This window comes from Shewanella sp. UCD-KL21, from assembly GCF_001957135.1.
GTDB lineage: Bacteria > Pseudomonadota > Gammaproteobacteria > Enterobacterales > Shewanellaceae > Shewanella.
This window is the reverse complement of the sequence record NZ_MPHK01000011.1, coordinates 1-18,762: the sequence shown is the minus strand read 5'-3', so window position 1 is coordinate 18,762 and position 18,762 is coordinate 1. Positions and strand designations below refer to the sequence as shown.

General features: G+C 38.8%; 12 protein-coding genes. 1 reads left to right on the top strand and 11 read right to left on the bottom strand.

Features of this window, described 5'->3' with window-relative positions; translation table 11 throughout:
• Positions 1 to 17: 17 nt before the first annotated feature.
• From BM739_RS11320 to BM739_RS11305, 4 genes are all read right to left on the bottom strand, one after another.
• A complete protein-coding gene (locus BM739_RS11320) occupies positions 18 to 377 on the bottom strand; it encodes a group 1 truncated hemoglobin (RefSeq protein WP_076540690.1) in 360 nt (119 codons plus the stop codon).
• 453 nt (positions 378 to 830) lie between these two features.
• Positions 831 to 1,379, bottom strand: a complete 549-nt coding sequence (locus tag BM739_RS11315; protein WP_083698136.1) for a hypothetical protein — start codon at positions 1,377 to 1,379, stop codon at positions 831 to 833.
• Positions 1,380 to 1,891: 512 nt separating this feature from the next.
• Positions 1,892 to 2,437: a hypothetical protein gene (locus tag BM739_RS11310; protein ID WP_076540689.1), complete on the bottom strand. Its 546-nt coding sequence runs from the start codon at positions 2,435 to 2,437 to the stop codon at positions 1,892 to 1,894.
• A 189-nt stretch (positions 2,438 to 2,626) separates the two neighbouring features.
• Positions 2,627 to 3,076, bottom strand: a complete 450-nt coding sequence (locus BM739_RS11305; protein WP_076540687.1) for an SMI1/KNR4 family protein — start codon at positions 3,074 to 3,076, stop codon at positions 2,627 to 2,629.
• 395 nt (positions 3,077 to 3,471) lie between these two features.
• Between BM739_RS11305 and BM739_RS11300 the strand changes: the two genes are divergently transcribed.
• The gene (locus tag BM739_RS11300) at positions 3,472 to 5,886 is read left to right on the top strand and encodes an ATP-binding protein (RefSeq protein WP_076540685.1); all 2,415 of its coding nucleotides are present in this window, start codon (positions 3,472 to 3,474) and stop codon (positions 5,884 to 5,886) included.
• A 151-nt stretch (positions 5,887 to 6,037) separates the two neighbouring features.
• Here BM739_RS11300 and BM739_RS11295 read toward each other — a convergent pair whose 3' ends face one another.
• The 7 genes from BM739_RS11295 to BM739_RS11265 form a co-directional block, all read right to left on the bottom strand.
• Positions 6,038 to 8,197: an ATP-binding cassette domain-containing protein gene (locus BM739_RS11295; protein WP_076540684.1), complete on the bottom strand. Its 2,160-nt coding sequence runs from the start codon at positions 8,195 to 8,197 to the stop codon at positions 6,038 to 6,040.
• Positions 8,198 to 8,200: 3 nt separating this feature from the next.
• Positions 8,201 to 9,811, bottom strand: coding sequence for an ABC transporter transmembrane domain-containing protein (locus tag BM739_RS11290; protein ID WP_217697841.1), 1,611 nt, complete (start codon positions 9,809 to 9,811; stop codon positions 8,201 to 8,203).
• The gene (locus BM739_RS11285; protein WP_076540681.1) at positions 9,804 to 11,180 is read right to left on the bottom strand and encodes a TolC family protein; all 1,377 of its coding nucleotides are present in this window, start codon (positions 11,178 to 11,180) and stop codon (positions 9,804 to 9,806) included. Before BM739_RS11285 ends, BM739_RS11290 begins: the two co-directional genes overlap by 8 nt.
• Complete coding sequence (locus BM739_RS11280; RefSeq protein WP_076540679.1) at positions 11,177 to 13,408, bottom strand: response regulator; 2,232 nt, start codon at positions 13,406 to 13,408, stop codon at positions 11,177 to 11,179. Before BM739_RS11280 ends, BM739_RS11285 begins: the two co-directional genes overlap by 4 nt.
• Before the next feature lie 2 nt (positions 13,409 to 13,410).
• Positions 13,411 to 14,760 carry an HlyD family type I secretion periplasmic adaptor subunit gene (locus BM739_RS11275; protein WP_076540678.1) on the bottom strand — a complete coding sequence of 450 codons (1,350 nt, stop codon included), beginning with the start codon at positions 14,758 to 14,760 and terminating at the stop codon, positions 13,411 to 13,413.
• A gap of 42 nt (positions 14,761 to 14,802) precedes the next feature.
• Entirely contained in the window at positions 14,803 to 15,126 is a 324-nt protein-coding gene (locus BM739_RS11270) for an Hpt domain-containing protein (protein WP_076540676.1), read from the bottom strand.
• Between the two features lie 184 nt (positions 15,127 to 15,310).
• Positions 15,311 to 18,762: tandem-95 repeat protein (locus tag BM739_RS11265; RefSeq protein ID WP_076540674.1), on the bottom strand; the 3,452-nt coding region annotated here is incomplete at its 5' end.

Sequence of the window (18,762 nt, the reverse complement as noted above, 5' to 3'; positions counted from 1 at the left end):
ATTTAGAAAATAACAAGCTAAACCAACACGATATCAGAGCGCATGCTGTACAAAATATACAGCGCTTGTTCTTGATCCCGCTGGCTGATGTTATTCATCTCAAATGCCTGCAATGCATCATCCAGTACCGCCATAAATTCAGCCGCCGATATGTTCATGCCTTTATGTACCGAGAGCATATCTTTGCCTTTATACACACTTGGGCCGCCAGTTCCTGCAATGAAAAATGTTGCCGCGGCATTTTTTAGCGCTACGGGATCTGATTTGGCAAATCTTGGGGCTATTGTCGGGTTGGCCATATGCAAATCGACCAAGTCATTTGCAATACTCTCAATGCCAGCACTGCCGCCAAGTCGTTCATACAGTGAATTACTCATAAACTATATCCTTGCTTTGATTCATGTGAATCACATTGGCGCTTAATATTTAACAGCGAGTTTATTATCGAAGAAATATCACGCCACTCGCCCTAAAGGGCACTGATAAATTGTAGGCTAAAATGACGATATTAGAGGGCTTAGACTCAATAAATAGGACTATTGATTGAGCAAGGTTATAGCTTGGCAAAGCTCAATTAGCTTTACTTCCAGCTTTGAGAATGAGTTTTGAGAATGACTTTTGAGAGCACACGTTGAGAGAGCGCGTTGAGACTTTATATTAGCACTAAGGTTTAGTGCTAATGTTTAGTGCTAAGGTTTAGTGCTAGTTTTCAGCCTAGGTGTTGGTGCTAGTTTTAGCCTAAAGCGCCGACGTTAGCTGCTGGTAAAAATGGCGTATTGCATACACTTTAAGAGATCAATCCAATCTGCCAAAGAAATTAATTAACCCCCTTACTCGAGTATATTTTCGTTCATTTTCAATAAACAGCATTTAAAAAAATAGCCAAGCCAACTAACAATACCAATCAGCTTAAAGCCATCCTCAAACAAAATACGTGAGTCACCAATAAATGCCTCAATTGGAGTTTGAAATTGATCTACCAACACTGACAAGCCCAAAAAAACAAAGGCGAGCAGCAGAATAAGATACTCGGTATTAAGGATGCACTTTCTGAAAACCACCACCCAGCACAACATTAAACTCAAGTAAGCCAGTAGAAAAAACTTCTCTTTGATATCTAAATAACGCGGAAAAATATAATCATGCAGCATAAAAAAGTCGTCACATAATAGCAGCGAGGTTAATAGGCCTGAACACAACATAAATGCAGCAAACCACTTTTCTTTAGGCTGATGACGAAAAACCTCCCAAGCTAAAAAGCATATGGTTGCAGCAGCTGCCCACAATAAAGCGCCAACATTTGATGTCACCCCAGTTAAAGGATTCACTTCTGCCGTCGCGGCGAGATCACGGGTAAAAATGCCAAAAGGTAAATCCATAGTTGTACTGGCGAGGATAACAAATAGCAATAAAGCAATAAAGCAAGGGGTAAAAAATAGAGAATAAAGAAGAAACCGGTGAGACTTTTAGCCTGAGAAAATATCTGCATTTTCATGTTTAAACTTCCCTAAACGTTATTGGCAGGCTCACCCATTAGAGTCGACTAGTTAAGTTATAGTCGTAACTTGGGTGATAGTAAAATTTAGCGCTTGGGGTTTAGCAGTACGCTCTTGTGACTTGAATGAAGGGAAAATCTTATAGCGAACAATCAGCTTTCACCGTTCTCTTACTATAATCCGGTAAAGTCTGTGCAACTCTGCGGCGAAGTTTATAGCTTATGATTCTAAGCGATGAATCACCAAACAAAGTTTTCTATTAAGCATCTCACGATATAACGCACAGTTTAATATTGCGATGCCATACATTTCAAACGCCTCTTCAAATACACGCCGCAGTTTGTACAATAAGTCAGCCTTTGAATCGACTAATCCGTGCTCTAACATCACAGCGCCTAAATATTCAAAACCAACAGCCCCGGTAAGAAAAATCCCCCCTGAAGTACAAAATAAAAAGCGCTTTGCTTTGATAATGATCTTAAAAATGGCACTAGCGAGACGCCTACAACTAACACAAACAACACTCCAAAGGGTAACCATGTGTGTGAGCTGATCAAGGGCGGAATGATGTCGTTAGCAGCAAGGTAATCATGAATATTTGAAAACTTTTCGTGTCCCCCTACGCTCTCATCACAGGATAATAATAAAAATAGTACACCCAAATATAACCAATAATTAAAGCCTTTTTGATTATTGTTTTTTTCATATAGATATAAAACAAAAAACAACATGGAAGCTAATAATAAATTTAATACCGAGAAATACGTCGGAAAGCTTTGCTCATTACCAACATCAAATAACGGTAAGAAACCCAATACATATTCATGCCCAGTGATATGAGCATAAATATAGGCAGCTCCGCCTAAAAGAACCAACAGGGTGACTAATGAGAATTGAGTTACACAGAATGTAGATAGTTTGATATTCAATTTTATGTCCACAACCACCCCTTCATCGTGTCAGCAGAATTAAACCCAAGGCCTAAACTGTTTAATTTTCAAGCAAACCTTAACATCAACATACATTTGCTATACCACTAATGTAAAGCAGTAGCTTTACTGAAAACCAACAACAATAAAGTACTACCCAAGTAAATCCCTGCTGAATAAAGACCTGCTTTTATTGGCTATTTATAGATCATTGAATTGCTGTAACCACTGACTGAACGAATTAGATACCTTTTCAACCGTCCCTAAGCCTTGGTTATAAAACCACACCGCTACATCTTGCTGCTGAGTTTGACACTCGCTTTGCTTAAAGCAAAACATGTTGCCCTTACAATCAGAGGCAAACAAAATATGCCCTTTGGGCATGCCGCTCATTTCATATAAGTTGGACAGTAATGCCACATCGTCAAGGCTTAAAAAGTCCTGTACTTCTGAAATATCGACACCTAAATCGCAAATTTTAGTCAATACATTAGGGGTGTGCACCAAACCATAGGTTGAGATTAAATACTTATATGAGTCAGGCAGCACTGCCGTCAGTTTTGCCTCAAGTTCAGCGATAAACTGACTCTTTATTGGCACCATGGCATTTTTACTGCCCCAGTTTTTTACAAATAGATCGATGCTATTCATGTCTGCATATTCCCAAAACAGCTAAAGCCAGAATACTGGCCAAAAAATTGTGACTAAAATACCAGAGAAACCCAAAAACTCCGCGGTTTAACTGCAATTAATATTGGTTTTTCGTGCTCTTTAGCAATCTGTATCACGCTATGTGCTTCCCCTAAAACGGCAAGGTTTTTCATTATATTCAAGCCTTACCCATGTCAGCCTGAAACAATGCAGCTATGAGTAAGATAAACCTGCTGCAATTTATTTTTATTGTGACTGATAAGCTTATCTTATGGCTTGATTTCATCAGTGTTTTATTTATATTTTTCTGTGTGTTTTCTACAATTTATATGGTTTACAACTATAGTTATTAGATGGGATTGGCAATGATAATGGACTACTAAAGGTTTATGGATATGAAAACTTTTGCACGACTTAATCTTAAGCAGTTAATGGCTGCTGGTGCGGTTTCAATATTTATTATTCTGATACTTTTTTTAATCGCCAATCAAAAAACTATTCAACAGCGACACCAGCTCGGAGTGTTTCAAAATCAGATATCGCTTGCCTCCAATACCCTTTTACAACTTCGGCGATTAGAAAAAGATTTTATCCTAAGACGTGAAGAGCAATACATCAACCAACTTAATAGCAGCGAAAGATTATTAGAACAACAACTGCTAGATATCAATAGCATATTGATATCCCATGACTTACAAATCGACTTTAACGGCCTTGACAGTATCAAGAGTGTCGCCCGCTATACCAACACCTTTAACGAACTGAGTAAGCAAACCTTTTTGATTTACGGAGATGGTCTTGAAGCTGGTGATCAAAGCAGATTAAGGCTTGCGGAGCTGGCTTTTGAGCAACATGCTTTGCAGCTGCATGATGCTGAATTAAACCAGATACTGCTTGATATTCAGCAGCAGACTTTCGAGTTTTTCACTCACTTTGACCCAAAGCAGCTTGAGCAAATTACGCAGCAATTTGACGTGCTTGGCTCACTTCTGGGCCGAGATAATATTGATAAATCCGTTACCCGCCATTTAACAGCCTATAAAAACACATTTTTTTCGCTACAGACGGCACATCAAAAGCTTGGCTACGACTATAAATCCGGGCTACAAGGTGAGCTTCGCGCCTCGATTATACAGGTTGAAAAGGAGCTTGATGCGTTATTTAATCAACTTCCAAGCATGATAGATGAGAAAATTAAAAATTACTTATTGTATGACTATCTGCTGGCCTTATTATTATGCTTACTTATCTTTATCACCTTATTTACGGTCAACATTGCCAGCCATAAACTTGAAGAAGAGCTGATTGACGCTAAGCAAGATGAAATAAAGGCCAATAGGGCTAAAAGCTCTTTTCTCGCGAATATGTCCCACGAAATACGTACTCCGTTAAATGGCATTATTGGCATGACAGAGATCCTCACAGACTCTAATTTAAACGCCATGCAAAAAGACTATTTAGCGACGATTAATGCATCCTCTCAAACGCTATTAATGCTTATCAATGATATTTTAGACCTCTCCAAAATTGAATCGGGCAAGTTTGATATTAATGTTCACACCTGCGCCATAAAAGAAGTTATCTACGATACAGCAGCCCTTATCGCCCCTAAAGCACAGCAAAAAGATATCGAATTACGTATCGATATGGATGCACAAATACCGACGCTTATCCGCGCCGATGAGCAAAAGCTAAGACAAATTTTGATGAATTTGGCATCAAATGCGATTAAGTTTACCAACTCTGGCTCAGTGCAATTTACCTTGCGACAACTGCCGTTAAAAAGCGCCCAAGAGCATAAGGTTAATTTATATTTCTCAGTAAGAGATACAGGTATTGGAATAGATGAAGACAAACAAAGTCAGGTATTTGAAGAATTTAAACAAGAAAGCAATAGCACCTCTACTGAGTTTGGTGGCACAGGCTTAGGGCTGGCTATTTCAGCCAAAATGGTTCAAATGATGGGCAGTAAAATAGAAATCAACTCAACTAAAGGAGTCGGCTCAGAGTTTTATTTCAATTTAATTTTAGACAAGCAGGCCCATACCGCCCCAGCTAAGCCAGCTCAAACCATTTATTATTGTGCTAACGAGCATGAAACCCTGTTACTGCAAAATTTGGATGAATTTAACTACCCTGTCATCTTAGTTAAGGCCTTAGATGAGCTGCCTGAATCAATATCAGACAGTGCAGTATTACTGATCAAGCAAACTCCCACAACTAAAGCCTCTGATATCATTAACATAACTAAAGCTTACCCCAACTTGCCAGTGGTGCTATCTCGTCATAACAGTGATAGCAAGGATGACTTTGGCGAGGCTGTTTCAGGCTACATCACAATCCCACTACTGGGGCTTAGGTTAGACACATTACTGAAAACCGTCACAAGATTAGCTGATCCAGATATTGAAACAACTCCAGCGTCGATGACGAGTGACAAGCTTATTTTGTTGGTGGAAGATAATAAAATTAATCAAAAGGTCGTTGAAATTAACTTAAAAAAATTAGGGATTAATTACAAAATTGCCAACCATGGTGGCGAAGCCCTAGAAATATACAAACGTCACCATAAAAACATCGAATTGATACTGATGGATTGTATGATGCCGGTTATGACAGGCTTTGAAGCCACTGAGGCCATACGCGCTTTTGAAAAGGTAGAAGGCTCAGAGCCTGTGGTGATCATAGCCTTAACCGCTTCGATTTTAGATGATGATATTCAAAAATGTTACGATGTGGGCATGAACGATTATTTACCTAAGCCCTTTAGACGCGAAATTCTGGTAGAAAAACTCACTAAATTTATTTGATGACGACTATTTGTGTTTTGGCTGCGCTTTATTTATAGCGACGCTCAAAGTACAGAGGCTAAAAGTACGGATAATAAAATCGTAAATACTAAAAGTACAGATACAACTCCAGCCAGCAAAAGTGGATCCCATCAATAACGGATTACTGCCTTTAATATAATATTTTAGAAGCCGCTGATAAGACCTTATCAGGTGTACCAAAAAACTTCTGCGCTCCCTCTTCATCCAGCAGTAAACACAGATCTGATGTTGCCACCATGGCCTTTTCATTGCTGGTATAGATCACTGTGCATTTCTTTAAATAGCTAGAAAAAAGCGAAGTTAAATAATGGCTATTTTCTTTTTCTGAGCCGACAAACGGCTCATCAATAATAAGAAATTTTTGCTGACAACTACCAATACCAATCATGAGCTTTATTTTTCTTAAAATACCATCTGGTAAGCTTTTGATTAATCCGCTGGTGATCAGTGTTGCCTTACCTTCTGGCAAGTATTTTTCTAAATGAAAAAAGCTGATCATTTTATCGATATGGTCTTCATCAACATAGCCATTATAAAGCCGATAATTAGCCAGAATTGACCCTTGGTATAAATGAAAATCAAAGGGGATATAGCAGATGCTATTTCTATATTTGAAGCTATTAAACTGGGTAATATTATAATTATCTAACGTGATTTGACCTTGAAAACGGGTTTCAATCCCCCCTAAAAGGTTCATTAAAGTGGTTTTACCTACCCCAGAAGGCGCACAAACTGACACTTTCTGACCTTTGCCAACACGAAAAGATAAGTTAGTTAACCCTTTTGAAAGCCCCGCATAACGATGGGTTAGCCCGGTAACTTCTAACTGTCCCTGAAATTGATTTAATGGCGAGCTTTTCTCCATTTTATTCCGATCGTCATCCAGTGACATTAGCGCATTAATTTGCCCCGTTGAAGCCTTAATAGTATCGATTTTGGCTAAGGAATTATAAATGCCCATAATTGGCGTTAAGGCCTTCCACACTAAGATAATAATGGCCAACATAGCCCCTGCATCTGTCGTGCCTTCCATCACCCCTGACACTGCGGTGACAATACTGGTTATGCCGATAATTTGAATTAAGCTGCCACCCATACTCTGCACTTTGTTGTTAGTGGTACTCACTTGGTGTGAATCGCTTAATCTTTGTATTAACGCTGAATTAAAACGTGATTTTAATACCGAGATTAGGGGTAACCCTTGAATTGATGAGGTATTGGATAATATTTCATTCCACTGATAAGAAACCATCGCATTGGCTCTGGAGCTTTGGGAAGCCGATTTGGCATAGATGTAGCGGCCATACACACAAAAGCCCACCATGACTAAAATACCGGATATTACGGTTATTGCCGCGGTGCCAGACATGATGACAATGGCAATGATAAAAATAAAAATAAAAGGTAAGTCAAAGTAGCTTAAGCTTGATTCTGCTGTCACTAACTGCCTAAATTGGTCGATATCTTTGAGTCTGGCTAACTGTGAAGAGGTACCGGCACTTGATGTCATCGCATAGGGCAGCCACAGCAGTTTAGACAACACACTGTAAGAAATATAACAAGAGAGCTCCTTGCCTGAGGTTGCTAGAATTTCCATACGCTGCTTTTTCAAAATATATTCGAAAAAAGCGACCATCACAGCCCCTGCTGAAAGCCACAATAAAGTAGAAATCGAGCCTGCACTTAAAGCAAAATTGTATACACTCATAATAAAAAAAGGCTGCAGGGCGCCCAATAAGTTGATCCCTAAACTCTGTTTAATGAGATCTTTAAATTCTGCGTTATATCGATAAAACGAATATTTAATCCAATTCTTTTTATCTTGAGACTCTGGCGGCGGCTCTCGAAATAACCGAGAGTAACTTGATATGTAACAAATCGATGCGACAAACTCGCCGCTGGGATCAAACACATACTCGAAAATATTGTCATTTTCATAATCATATAAGAAGCAGGTTTTATCGTTATAACTGAGTAAAATGTAATTTTGATGTTTTAGCGAAATAAAGGCCGGACATGTGACCTGGTGTAATTGATCTTTTCTTTTTATATCAATGCTTAGACACTCATAGCCAACTCTGGTTAATGTAGCTTTAAATGCGCTAAGGTGGTTGTCATGATGAATAAAGACATCGGATAAAATACTGGGGGTCCCTTCCCACTCTAATGCAATCAACGCATAGGCTATGCCATTTAATAATGGCGTTTGTTCAAAGCGCTGCTGATACTCACCATGTTTAAAGTGCTCTAGTCTTTCGTTAAGCTCATCAAATGCTATTAAAGTATCCATTTTTTAACCCAATGTAATCGTTTCAACCATGGTGTCAGTATTGGTGATTTTATTACTCACTATGACAAAGGAGTATTTTCCGGTGCGGGGCCTCAAACAAGAGAGCAAATTAATCGCCACTTCTTGATCGTAAACAAGATCAAAGTCATCAATAATAATCACCAACTTGTTATTTAATAGTGCTCTTACAATAAGTAATAAAAAAGAAACCTGACGAGAAAAGACTTTACTATCACCGCTACTGAGCTCAGTAAAAAAACCGAGTTTGAGTTGGTCGATATCTTCTTTTATTGATAACGCTTCACAAAGAGAATATGCCGCCTTATGTAATTGCGGCCTAAAACAAGTGATATTATCTATGATAGTCCCTTCAATAAAACTGCTGTTTTTATCTATAGTTACAACAAGGTTAGCATCGATATTGTCTTCTTGAGATTTTTGTACAATGCGCTCAATTAACCGGGTTTTACCACTACCCGACTTGCCTTTTAGTAGGGTTATTTTTCCCTTAGTAAAAGAGATTTCTCGATTATTAAAAATTATCTTGGGGATCCTACCGTTGTAGGCTAATAACGCTTCGTTAGCTTTATCACTGGCCAACACACTTGAATCAGAACGGGCGCTAGGCTCTGGCTCGGCAGCAGACTCAGACGAGGTGCAAGCCGCTTTATTGGTATTTTCCATCAGCAACATTTCATTCAAGCGATCAATGTAAATTTTATTGATTTTCCATTGCCCCATGGTTCTCATCGCTTGCTGATACGGGCCAAAATAGCGGTTAGTTAATAAAATAATAGCCGCCATTACCCCTTGGCTCATTTCTGTTGCGATCACGCTAAGGGCACCATTAATTACCACTACCGCCACTGAAAGCTGCTGTACCAAAGAAAGAATTAAGGCAAAATTTGATTCCTGTCTTTCAAATTTTGTACTGAAATGCTCTCGTTGTTCGATCATGTTATTCATCAAGTTTTCAACTCGGTATTCCATGGTGCGACTTTTAATATCCAGTGGGTACGACACAATTTCGATTATTTTAGAGTTTGTAATGCCCTCAATAGTCGACTTAGTTTCTAATAGCTGCACTTTTTTACTTGTTGAAAAATTAGCAATAATAAATAGAAACAATGACGCCACACTGATGATAATACCGGTATTTAGATTAATGACCGCCAGTACGACTATGGTCACAATACAAGTAAATATATTGATAAAAGATGACACTAAGTCACCACTAAAATAGGACTTTAAGCTGGGGATTGTATTGAGTCGTTCTAAGTATTCACCGACTTCAAGCTTTTTAAAACGGGTGATATTGGCATGACATACCGCCTGAAACAGTTGATTGGTGATTTTTCTTTCAAACTTATTACCAATATCAGCAATAAGGGTTTCTTCTAATGCTTTCACTTTGTAATCTAAAATTATCGCAATTAAAATAATTGAATAGATAAAGTACAAGGTGGAAGTTGCTTGATTTGGCAGTACCCGGTCAAAGATAATCAAAATTGCAAATGGTAGCACCAACCCAAGTAAGGTCGTCAGAATACTTGAAGTGAATAGAAAAACTAAGTCGATTATCGACAGCTTAGGAATATAGGATAATTTATTCATCAGCTTCCTTTTTTAACTTTTCAAGCACTTCCAGATCAAAATTATTCTGTATCGGCACCATACTATTTGATAATGCGCTAAGAATATTAAGGTCAACTGGGCCGAGTAAGGCGTCAAACTTAGTCATATTGATGATGTAATCATATTGATTAGAATAAAAATCACGAATACTGTTGTATAAATTTGACTCTGAAGAAAGTAAATCCGTTAATGTTTTAGTACCGATTTTATAAGCTTTTTGCGTTCCTTTATAAACTGAGTAGTTCGATATAATAATTTTACGCAACAAATTAATTGATGTGACATTGTCATTAATTTGATAAATCAACTCATCAAATTCAACTCCCGCGTCATCAATTGATTGTCTATGGTTAGCGATACTCTGGAATATTTTATTCTTATTTTTTTGATATTCATAATAAGTGGAACCACCACTCATAATGGGAACATTTATATTTAAAGAGTAGCTGATATCATCGCTATAGGTTTCAACATTATTATTGCTATCATTGACATTATAATTAGCCGACGCTGAAATGGTGGGGTAAAAGCCTGATTTGGTTTTATCCAATGTGGTTTCTGATTTTTTGATATTGTATTGTGAAATAATAATGTCGTAGTTTTTATGGGCTAAGTTTTTTTTAAGCTTACTTTTTCTTCTTGATGGGATCTGTTGATAATGCTGATTTAATTGGATATCAAATTTAGGTTCGAGCTTTGTTTGGGTTGTAGAATTGAGCTTGATTAGGGAAATTCGGATGTCTTTTTCAATGCTAGCCAAGCTTTTTGCATTTTGCTCCTTCTTCGCATAGGCCTCATAAACATCTGTTTTGGCCACATTACCCAGCTCATTGTTTCGACTAATTTGCTCTAGACGTGCTTGAGATGACTTTAGCTCAGCTTTGGTGGCTTTATGTTGCGCTTTGAATTTTAAATAAGAGAAATAATTTTCAACCACCTTGATGATAATATCATTGAGAATTTTATTATGTTTTATTTCATTTATTTGTAAGTCTAACTTGCTCAAGTCGTAGTCATATACGATAGAGTAATCCAGTAATACCTGTGACAAGGATAAGCTGTAACCATTACTGTTATAGTCATTATCGGTACGACTACCGTCATCAGGGTTAGGATAGGTGGTTTTAGATTCATTCCAGGTGGAATTTGCCTGAATATTCACGGTTGGTAAAAAAGGCGAAGTCCCTTTTTGTAGATCATATTCTGAAGACACTAATTCAAATTCAGAACTGATAATCTGATAATTATTCCTCAATGCCTGATCAATTAACAAAGATAGCTCTGATGCCCTTGTAGGAGCAGCATTAACAATAAACAACAGTATTAAAGCAAATTTAATAATCTTCATTTATTCGCCTTATTAATTGCTAGATACTTTCTTAATACATTAAAAATCTCATCTTTTTTATAGGGCTTATGGATGACATAATCCATGCCCGCACTGATACATTTTTGATGTTCATCGTTACTGGTTAAAGCGGTCGCGCCGATGATGACCCTGTCAGGAAGATTATTTTCATTGTCACTCTGTCTGATCCTTGATGTCGCCTCTAAACCATCAAGATTAGGCATAATACAATCCATAAACACCGTTTTATAATCGCCCACTTTGACGGACTCAATGGCTTCTTTACCATCATTAGCCGTATCACAATCAAAACCTAAATCGGTGAGTATTTTCTTCAAGATAAATTGCTGCAACCTATCATCTTCAACGATTAATATTTTTTCTGATTTTTCATCTACCGCTGCGTCTTCGTCTTTATTTATATGCTCAACAATATGGGCGATAAAATCACTGGGTGGACAAGGGTGATAAAAGACATGATCAACATGTTCGTAGAGCTTCTCGTCGATATTTGAGGATGATAACGACAAGAATATTTTGATCACTTTCTTATTCAGCCTCGCCTTTAATATTTTACAAAATGACTGTAAATTTACCCCCTGAATAGTATTGGTTAAGATGATGCCATCTTGGGGTGAAAGCTCTTTTATAGATTGAAACAACTCATTGCCGGTGCGGGCAATAATCACTTTAGCCCCTTGATCTGTTAGCATTTGTTCAATCACATCAACTTGCATATAGGATGCACCACAAATCAGCAGCGTTCTGCCGTAGAGCTGATTATTTTCAGTCTGATAATCAACTGGGGTAACATCAAAGGAGATCCGCACTCTTGATATGTCATCAATATTTTTTTGAATGACATGATATTTTTTTATTTGATTGAGTAATGTTTTAACCAAGGCCTTGTTGGTTATGTCTTTTTTAGGTACGACACCCCAAGCTAAATTTTCGATATGCTCCATGGAGGGTATGTCTTGATCATAGAGGTATAGATCAATATTAATCTGTAACTTCTCAACCCTTGTTGCCGAGCTGCAACTTAAAGAAAACAGTACGTTACGACAGTTAGAACTGGAAATTGTTTCGGAAATTTGCATCAGCAAAAGCCAAAATAACCCCGTATGATGACCGTAAAAGGATAAGGGAATAGTATTTGCGACGTAACATTCTATAAGTTTATTTTGTTGCTTAGACTTTGTTGACAGTAGTACTACTAATTCACTGATTAAATTGTAAAAATCTACCAGCTTAGTGCTAGAGGATGACTCTACTGTTGAAAGTAAATTAAAATTTTCAGCAAGGTTTTCTAATGTTCTGGTCGCGGTGGTGATCTCTTTGGCCTGTAAAACCTCTTGAACATTCTCTTTATTGACCAGTAGATCAATGCCCCCGTGGATGGTGTTCGTTATGCCTCTAATTTCATAACCTAATAAGTTATACAGCCTTTGGTATAAGTCAGTTTTACTCATTTGCTGCTCTAACTTTTCAAAACTAAACAGCAGCATGGAGTAGATTTTTTTTTCATCTGAGCTTGAGTCAATATCTGATAAGCGATGCTTGAGAGAGCTATGATTGAGGGTTTTAACGTCATCTAAAATATGATGAAACGACTGCGATAATCTGCTCTTTTCTTTTACTGTGTATCGAATTTGCTTTCTTATCAGGTACCAGCCAAACACAAAAAAACCGAGGGTGACGATATTGATGGCAAAAAATATCGCCATTTGAGATTGTGAATTTTGCTTTATATCAGCGGCTAATTTTTTATTTAGGTTAGCTGAAATATCACTTACTTCTGCTAAACTGCCTGCGATATCAAGTTTTAATGTATTGATATCTTTATGATCATTATACTTTTTTACATATAAGTTAACGTAGTCAAACTTTAACAGACCAGCAAGGGATATAAGTTTTTTTTCAGTAGATGCCATAGAAATGAAAGACTGTACGTCTTTAGCAATTTGCTGCGTCAAAACAGAAATTTGAGCCTTATTACATGGTGAGCGCCCTACTTCGCATAAAGAGAGGGTGGCATTTAATATTTCCAGTTGATCGACGATATTGTTTGAGGTATTAATGAGTGCATCTTGATTAGCCGTGACGGCAGGTTTCTGACCAGAAACGGTATTTTTTAGTGAATAAACCACCTGGCCGAGAGTTAATATCAGCACAATAGCAAAAGCAATTTTAATTTTTAGCGCATTATTATTATATTTTACATTCATGTTTAACGCTCATTAAACGACTCTTCTAACGCAGCCATTATAGGTTTAAGAGCATAATCAATAATTTTTCTACTGCCTGTTTTTACATCTGCAGTAAATTCCATATATGGTGCTAAGTGGTACTTAACCCCTTTATTTTCTAGATAATTTTTATTGATTGTGAGTTCGGCTAGAAAAAATTCTTCTTCTTTTTCTTCGTATGATCCTCTCGAAATAGATGAAATCACCGCATCGATAACACCGTATTTAGCAAAATTATAGGCATCAAGCTTTAGTTTTACTTTTTGGCCTTTAACGATAAAACCTATGTCTTTGCGGGCTATTTTTATCTCAGCTCGCAAAGCATTATTTAACGGCGTGATATCAGCAATGCTATCCCCTGGCGATATAATGGCGGAGATATAATTATAATTAAGCTTATCTACTGTACCGTCTACCGGTGAATAAACAAACAAACGATCCACTTTATCTGAAATCGATGGCAGCATTTTTGATTTTATTGATAGCTCTTTGTCTAGCGCAACGACCTTGATTCGATATTCGCTATCCCTAATAAATTTGGTGTTTTCCTGTTGCTTGGTGAGACGAGTTAATAAAAAACCTTCATTAACTACTGACTCCTCTAAATTTTCAATTTCACGCAGCATATTCATTTCTTGCACTTGCATATTAAGCACGTCGGTATATGACGCCATTTCTTCTTTATACAATTGCTCTTTTATGGCGAGTTGCTTTTTAATTATGTTTAACTGGGCTGTAGAAGAAAGTATTCGCTGTTTCATGGAGTCGATGATCACCGTTTTATGGGCAATATCATGTTCCATTAAATCATCACTGGTTACATTTTTGCTATTTTCTTCTCGCCATTGCTCTTGCTGTATTTTGAGAGTTTGTGGATAGTCTTTAAAGGCTGAAAAGTCGGGTTCTTGTTGGGATATTAAAGATTCGTATTTTATCAGCTCAATCCTAAGCTGATTGATTTCAAAAAGATTAACAGCAAGATCACCAACCTTATCTTTAGATCTTAATTGTGCAATTTTTTGGCCTTTGTAAACAATATCGCCAGGGACGACATAGAGTTTTTCAAGGATCCCTCCTTCTAAGTGTTGCACTTTTTCGATATCAGAGTTTAGAAGTATTTCCCCTCTTGTGGCCACAGTAATTTCAAGCTCTGCTTGTGAGCCCCATATCAGTAAAATAAAGAAAAAGACAAATGCAACCGAGGAAACTTTTTGTGAACTATTACTGCTATTTTTAGCAATTAATACGCTAGAGCTATCAGAATGAACACTGTTAATAGACTCCTCGATGATGTCTTCAAAATTTTGCTCAAGATTATCTTTACCTTTCATTTATCTCCATCACTACCATGTTATGTCAATGAAATAAATTTTTTAAACGGAAAGGCTAACCTGCTCAGCTATTTTTGATAGGTGTTGCTGTATTACATCTATTTGCTGCCTGCTTGGCATTTCGCCCCTTTTACTTATCCCCTCGGCCTCCCTAATCAATGGAACAGCATCTTCTTCGCACAAGTTAGACAAAGAACCTGATAAGGTATGAAAAACATGAAAAAGCGCCTCTGTATCTTGAGTACTATAATGCGCCTCAATGGTTGTTGCTGCATCGGCATTGCACTCTAAATACAAGCCTAATAGCTCTTTTACGCACTCTATATCACCATCAAACATGTCACTTAACGCAGTTATATTTATCATAGTTAAAACTCATATTGACTTGGTTAACACCACCTAAATTGGCGACTTAGGTACTGTGTAATTACGATTTAATAATCCCTAATAATAACTTTAGTTTAAAATCCAGATATCTCTATAAAAAACATATATTTTATAAAGATACCTGCACTTTAACGTCTTATCACTGTAAATATTTAATCGTGGTTTATATTGAGTCAACCAATGTCGTTGTGTCATCCTCTGTTGTTGTATGAGCGCTATCATCAAAGCTGGCGCTGTCATCCATAACGTCAATACCGAGATCGGTGTTATCACCTGAAGTCCAATCTCCTGCATTACTATCATCAGAACCTGTGGTTAATTGTTGCGTATCAGCACTTGAGCCATCCATTTCATAAGAGGCATCAACGTCAATGCTAATAGACGTTGAAGCTCCATCAATTGGTTGATCCATGCTATTTACACCACTCATGTCCATATTAATATCACCGGTAAAGCTCTCTGGTATCTCGAGTTTGACAGGTTGACATAAGTCACCTGCGATGAGGTATTCACTGTCTCCTTGCTCTATACCTGACTGAGGTGAAACACCTTCTGGTAAACCAGAAATAATCACATGGTCAACTTCACTGTTTGAGCTGATATCTGTTGGTATGGACACATTTACACTGCCACCAGGTGCTGCTGTATAGTCATAATTTTCAGATTCATTTCCTGCTGCAGAGCCAAGGGTTATTGAGCTATCGACGGTATCCGTGCCATTACTGACACTGTAAGTTAAGTCTAATGCGCTCTCTAAATCAGTATCTTGCTCCACGCTATAACTACCATCAAGTAAGTCGGTAACCACGGCATTTTCTGCCTGCACGTTTGAAATAGTTAAATTATCTCCTTCAATGCCTTCTACATTTTCAAGTAACTCTTCAACCGTTACGATTGTTGCAGCTGGCGCTTCGATACTTGCCTCGGCAATATTATCTGCCGATGCCTCAGTGTTTATTGCCGATATTTCAAAATCAACAGTATGAGATGATCCGTCATCTACGGTAAAATCGACAGTTACCGGTCCTTGATAATCAGGATCTGACCAGAATGTCCATGTCTCATTATCGTTGTCTATCAATACCCCTTCTTCACCTGAATAACTCACACTTTCAACATTAACTGCCTCTGGATCTAAACCTTGAGATTCCAATAAATCGCTGGCCTCTAAAAGTACGTAACCATCATCATTCATGGCAAATGCTTCTTCTTGTGGCACATCGGTCAATAATGGACTGTCATCCTCTACTGAACTTTCATCGCCGACATCTAACGTAACTGAAGACACTGTGACAAAGAAATTACCGTTGTAGTCCTCTGGAGGCGTCATTGATAAATCATCAAGGTTCCATTGGGTTATATCAACAACCTGCCCCTCTTCAGTGATGGTGATGGTATTGGTGCCATCACTCACAACGAAGCCTACTGGGTAACCTGTCATCACAAGGCTTTCCATTGTTTCTGATGCATCAAGCATTTCAACATTGAGTGAAAAATGCCCCATGCTATCTTCAGCAAAAACAAGTGGCCCTTCATGAGCTGTGGTAATAACTGTACCGTCAGCTACAGGTCGAATATAAATAGGTAAGTCGACTGTTGCTTCAGTATTTCCATCTGTTGCGACGATCTGCAACCCTGCGGTACCAGCAAAATCATCTGTCGGGCTAAAGGTCCAGGTTCCATCGCCATTGTCAGTAATACTGCCGTCAGCCTCCTCGCCGTCTGCAGTAACCACTTTCGAAATGGTTAATGAGCTGTCAACATCACCGAATAACGCTAATAGATCAGCTTCGCTAAAGGTAATATCGCCATCTTCTTGAATAGTCAGATGCGCATTACCATTTTGGAATGGTGAATCATCAACTGGGATGATATCCATTGCCAATTCACCTTCAACTTCCTCTCCTGTTTCATCAGAAATGGTATAACTTAATTCTATTAAGCCATTGAAGTGCTCTGGAGTAATGAGGTTATAAGTACCGTCCTGATTTTGTGTTAGTGATGAGTTAGCAGGTTGACGAACCGATAGATTATCTAACGTCAGATTATCACCATCGATATCACTTGCCTGTGACAGGATATACTCAGGGTTAATGGTTATGCTGACGTCTTCTGTACCTTCTAGGTTAATAGTAGGTGCAGTCGGTAAATCGTTAATTGGATTTACTGTTAGATCCATTGCAGCAGAAACGGTTGCTTCACCATCTGAAACATCAAAGGTTAGCCCTAAATCGCCGTTGTAATCTGGATCTGGTGTAATAGAGAATGTGCCATTACCGTTATCAACCACACTACCATTACCATTAACAGCTAAATTGCTAGCAGTTAACTCATCACCATCGATGTCACTAGCATTCGCCAGTAACTGCTCTTGCGTGACCGTAATAACACCATCTTCATCCATAGTGTAAGCGACGTTACCATCAACTACAGGGGCGTCATTAACCGCCAGTGTGGTGATGCCTGCGGTGGTTTCAGCAGTAGCGCCATCATCATCGATAACCACCACATCTAAGCTGATGTCACCGTTGAAGTTCTCGTTTGGCGAGAAGGTCACAGAGCCATCTTGGTTTTGAATCAGGATACCGTCGGTGCCAGAATATGACACTGAGTCTAGGCTGACTGTGCCATCCACATCACTAGAGTTTGCAAGTAGCTGCTCAGCGCTGATGGTGATTTGGCCATCTTCGTTGACTGTGTAACTTGTACTGCCTGCAACCGGTGCATCATTAACATCAGCAACCGCGATATCAATGTTGGCTGGGGTCACTACTGTGCCATCGCTGACACCAAATTCAAGCGCTACATCGCCATTGAAGTTCTCATTTGGCGCAAAGCTATGGGTGCCGTCACCGTTGTCGGTCAGCACCCCGTCGGTGCCAGTGTAAGTGACCGTATCAATTGATAGGTCATCGCCATCGATATCGCTGGCGCCAGCCAGTAGCTGCTCATCGGTAATGATGATAACGCCGTCTTCATTCATCTCGAATGCGACGTCAGGTGCTACTGCGGCATCGTTGATTGGGTTAACGGTTAAGTCAACACCTGTTGCCACGGTAGTAGTGCCATCTGAGACATCAAAGCTTAAGTCTAAATCGCCATTAAAGTCCGCATCTGGGGTAATGGTGAAGCTGCCATCTGGGTTAGCTACGACTGTGGCATTATCGCCGACGCTGAGGTTTTCAGCGCTTAGGTTGTCACCATCGATGTCACTGGCATTAGCCAGTAATTGCTCTTGGCTTAAGGTAATAGAGCCGTCTTCATCCACTGAGTAAGCGACATTACCATCAACCACTGGCACGTCATTAACCGCCAGCGTGGTGATGCCAGCAGTGGTTTCAGCAGTAGCGCCATCATCATCGATAACCACTACATCAAGGCTAATGTCGCCATTGAAGTTCTCGTTTGGTGAGAAGGTCACTGAGCCATCGTCATTGGTAATTAATACACCGTCGGTGCCTGAGTAACTCACACTATCAAGTGAAACCGTGCCGTCCACATCGCTAGAGTTTGCAAGCAATTGCTCAGAGCTAATGGTGATTTGGCCATCTTCGTTAACTGTGTATGAGGTTGAGCCTGCAACCGGCGCATCGTTGACATCGGCAACGGCGGGCG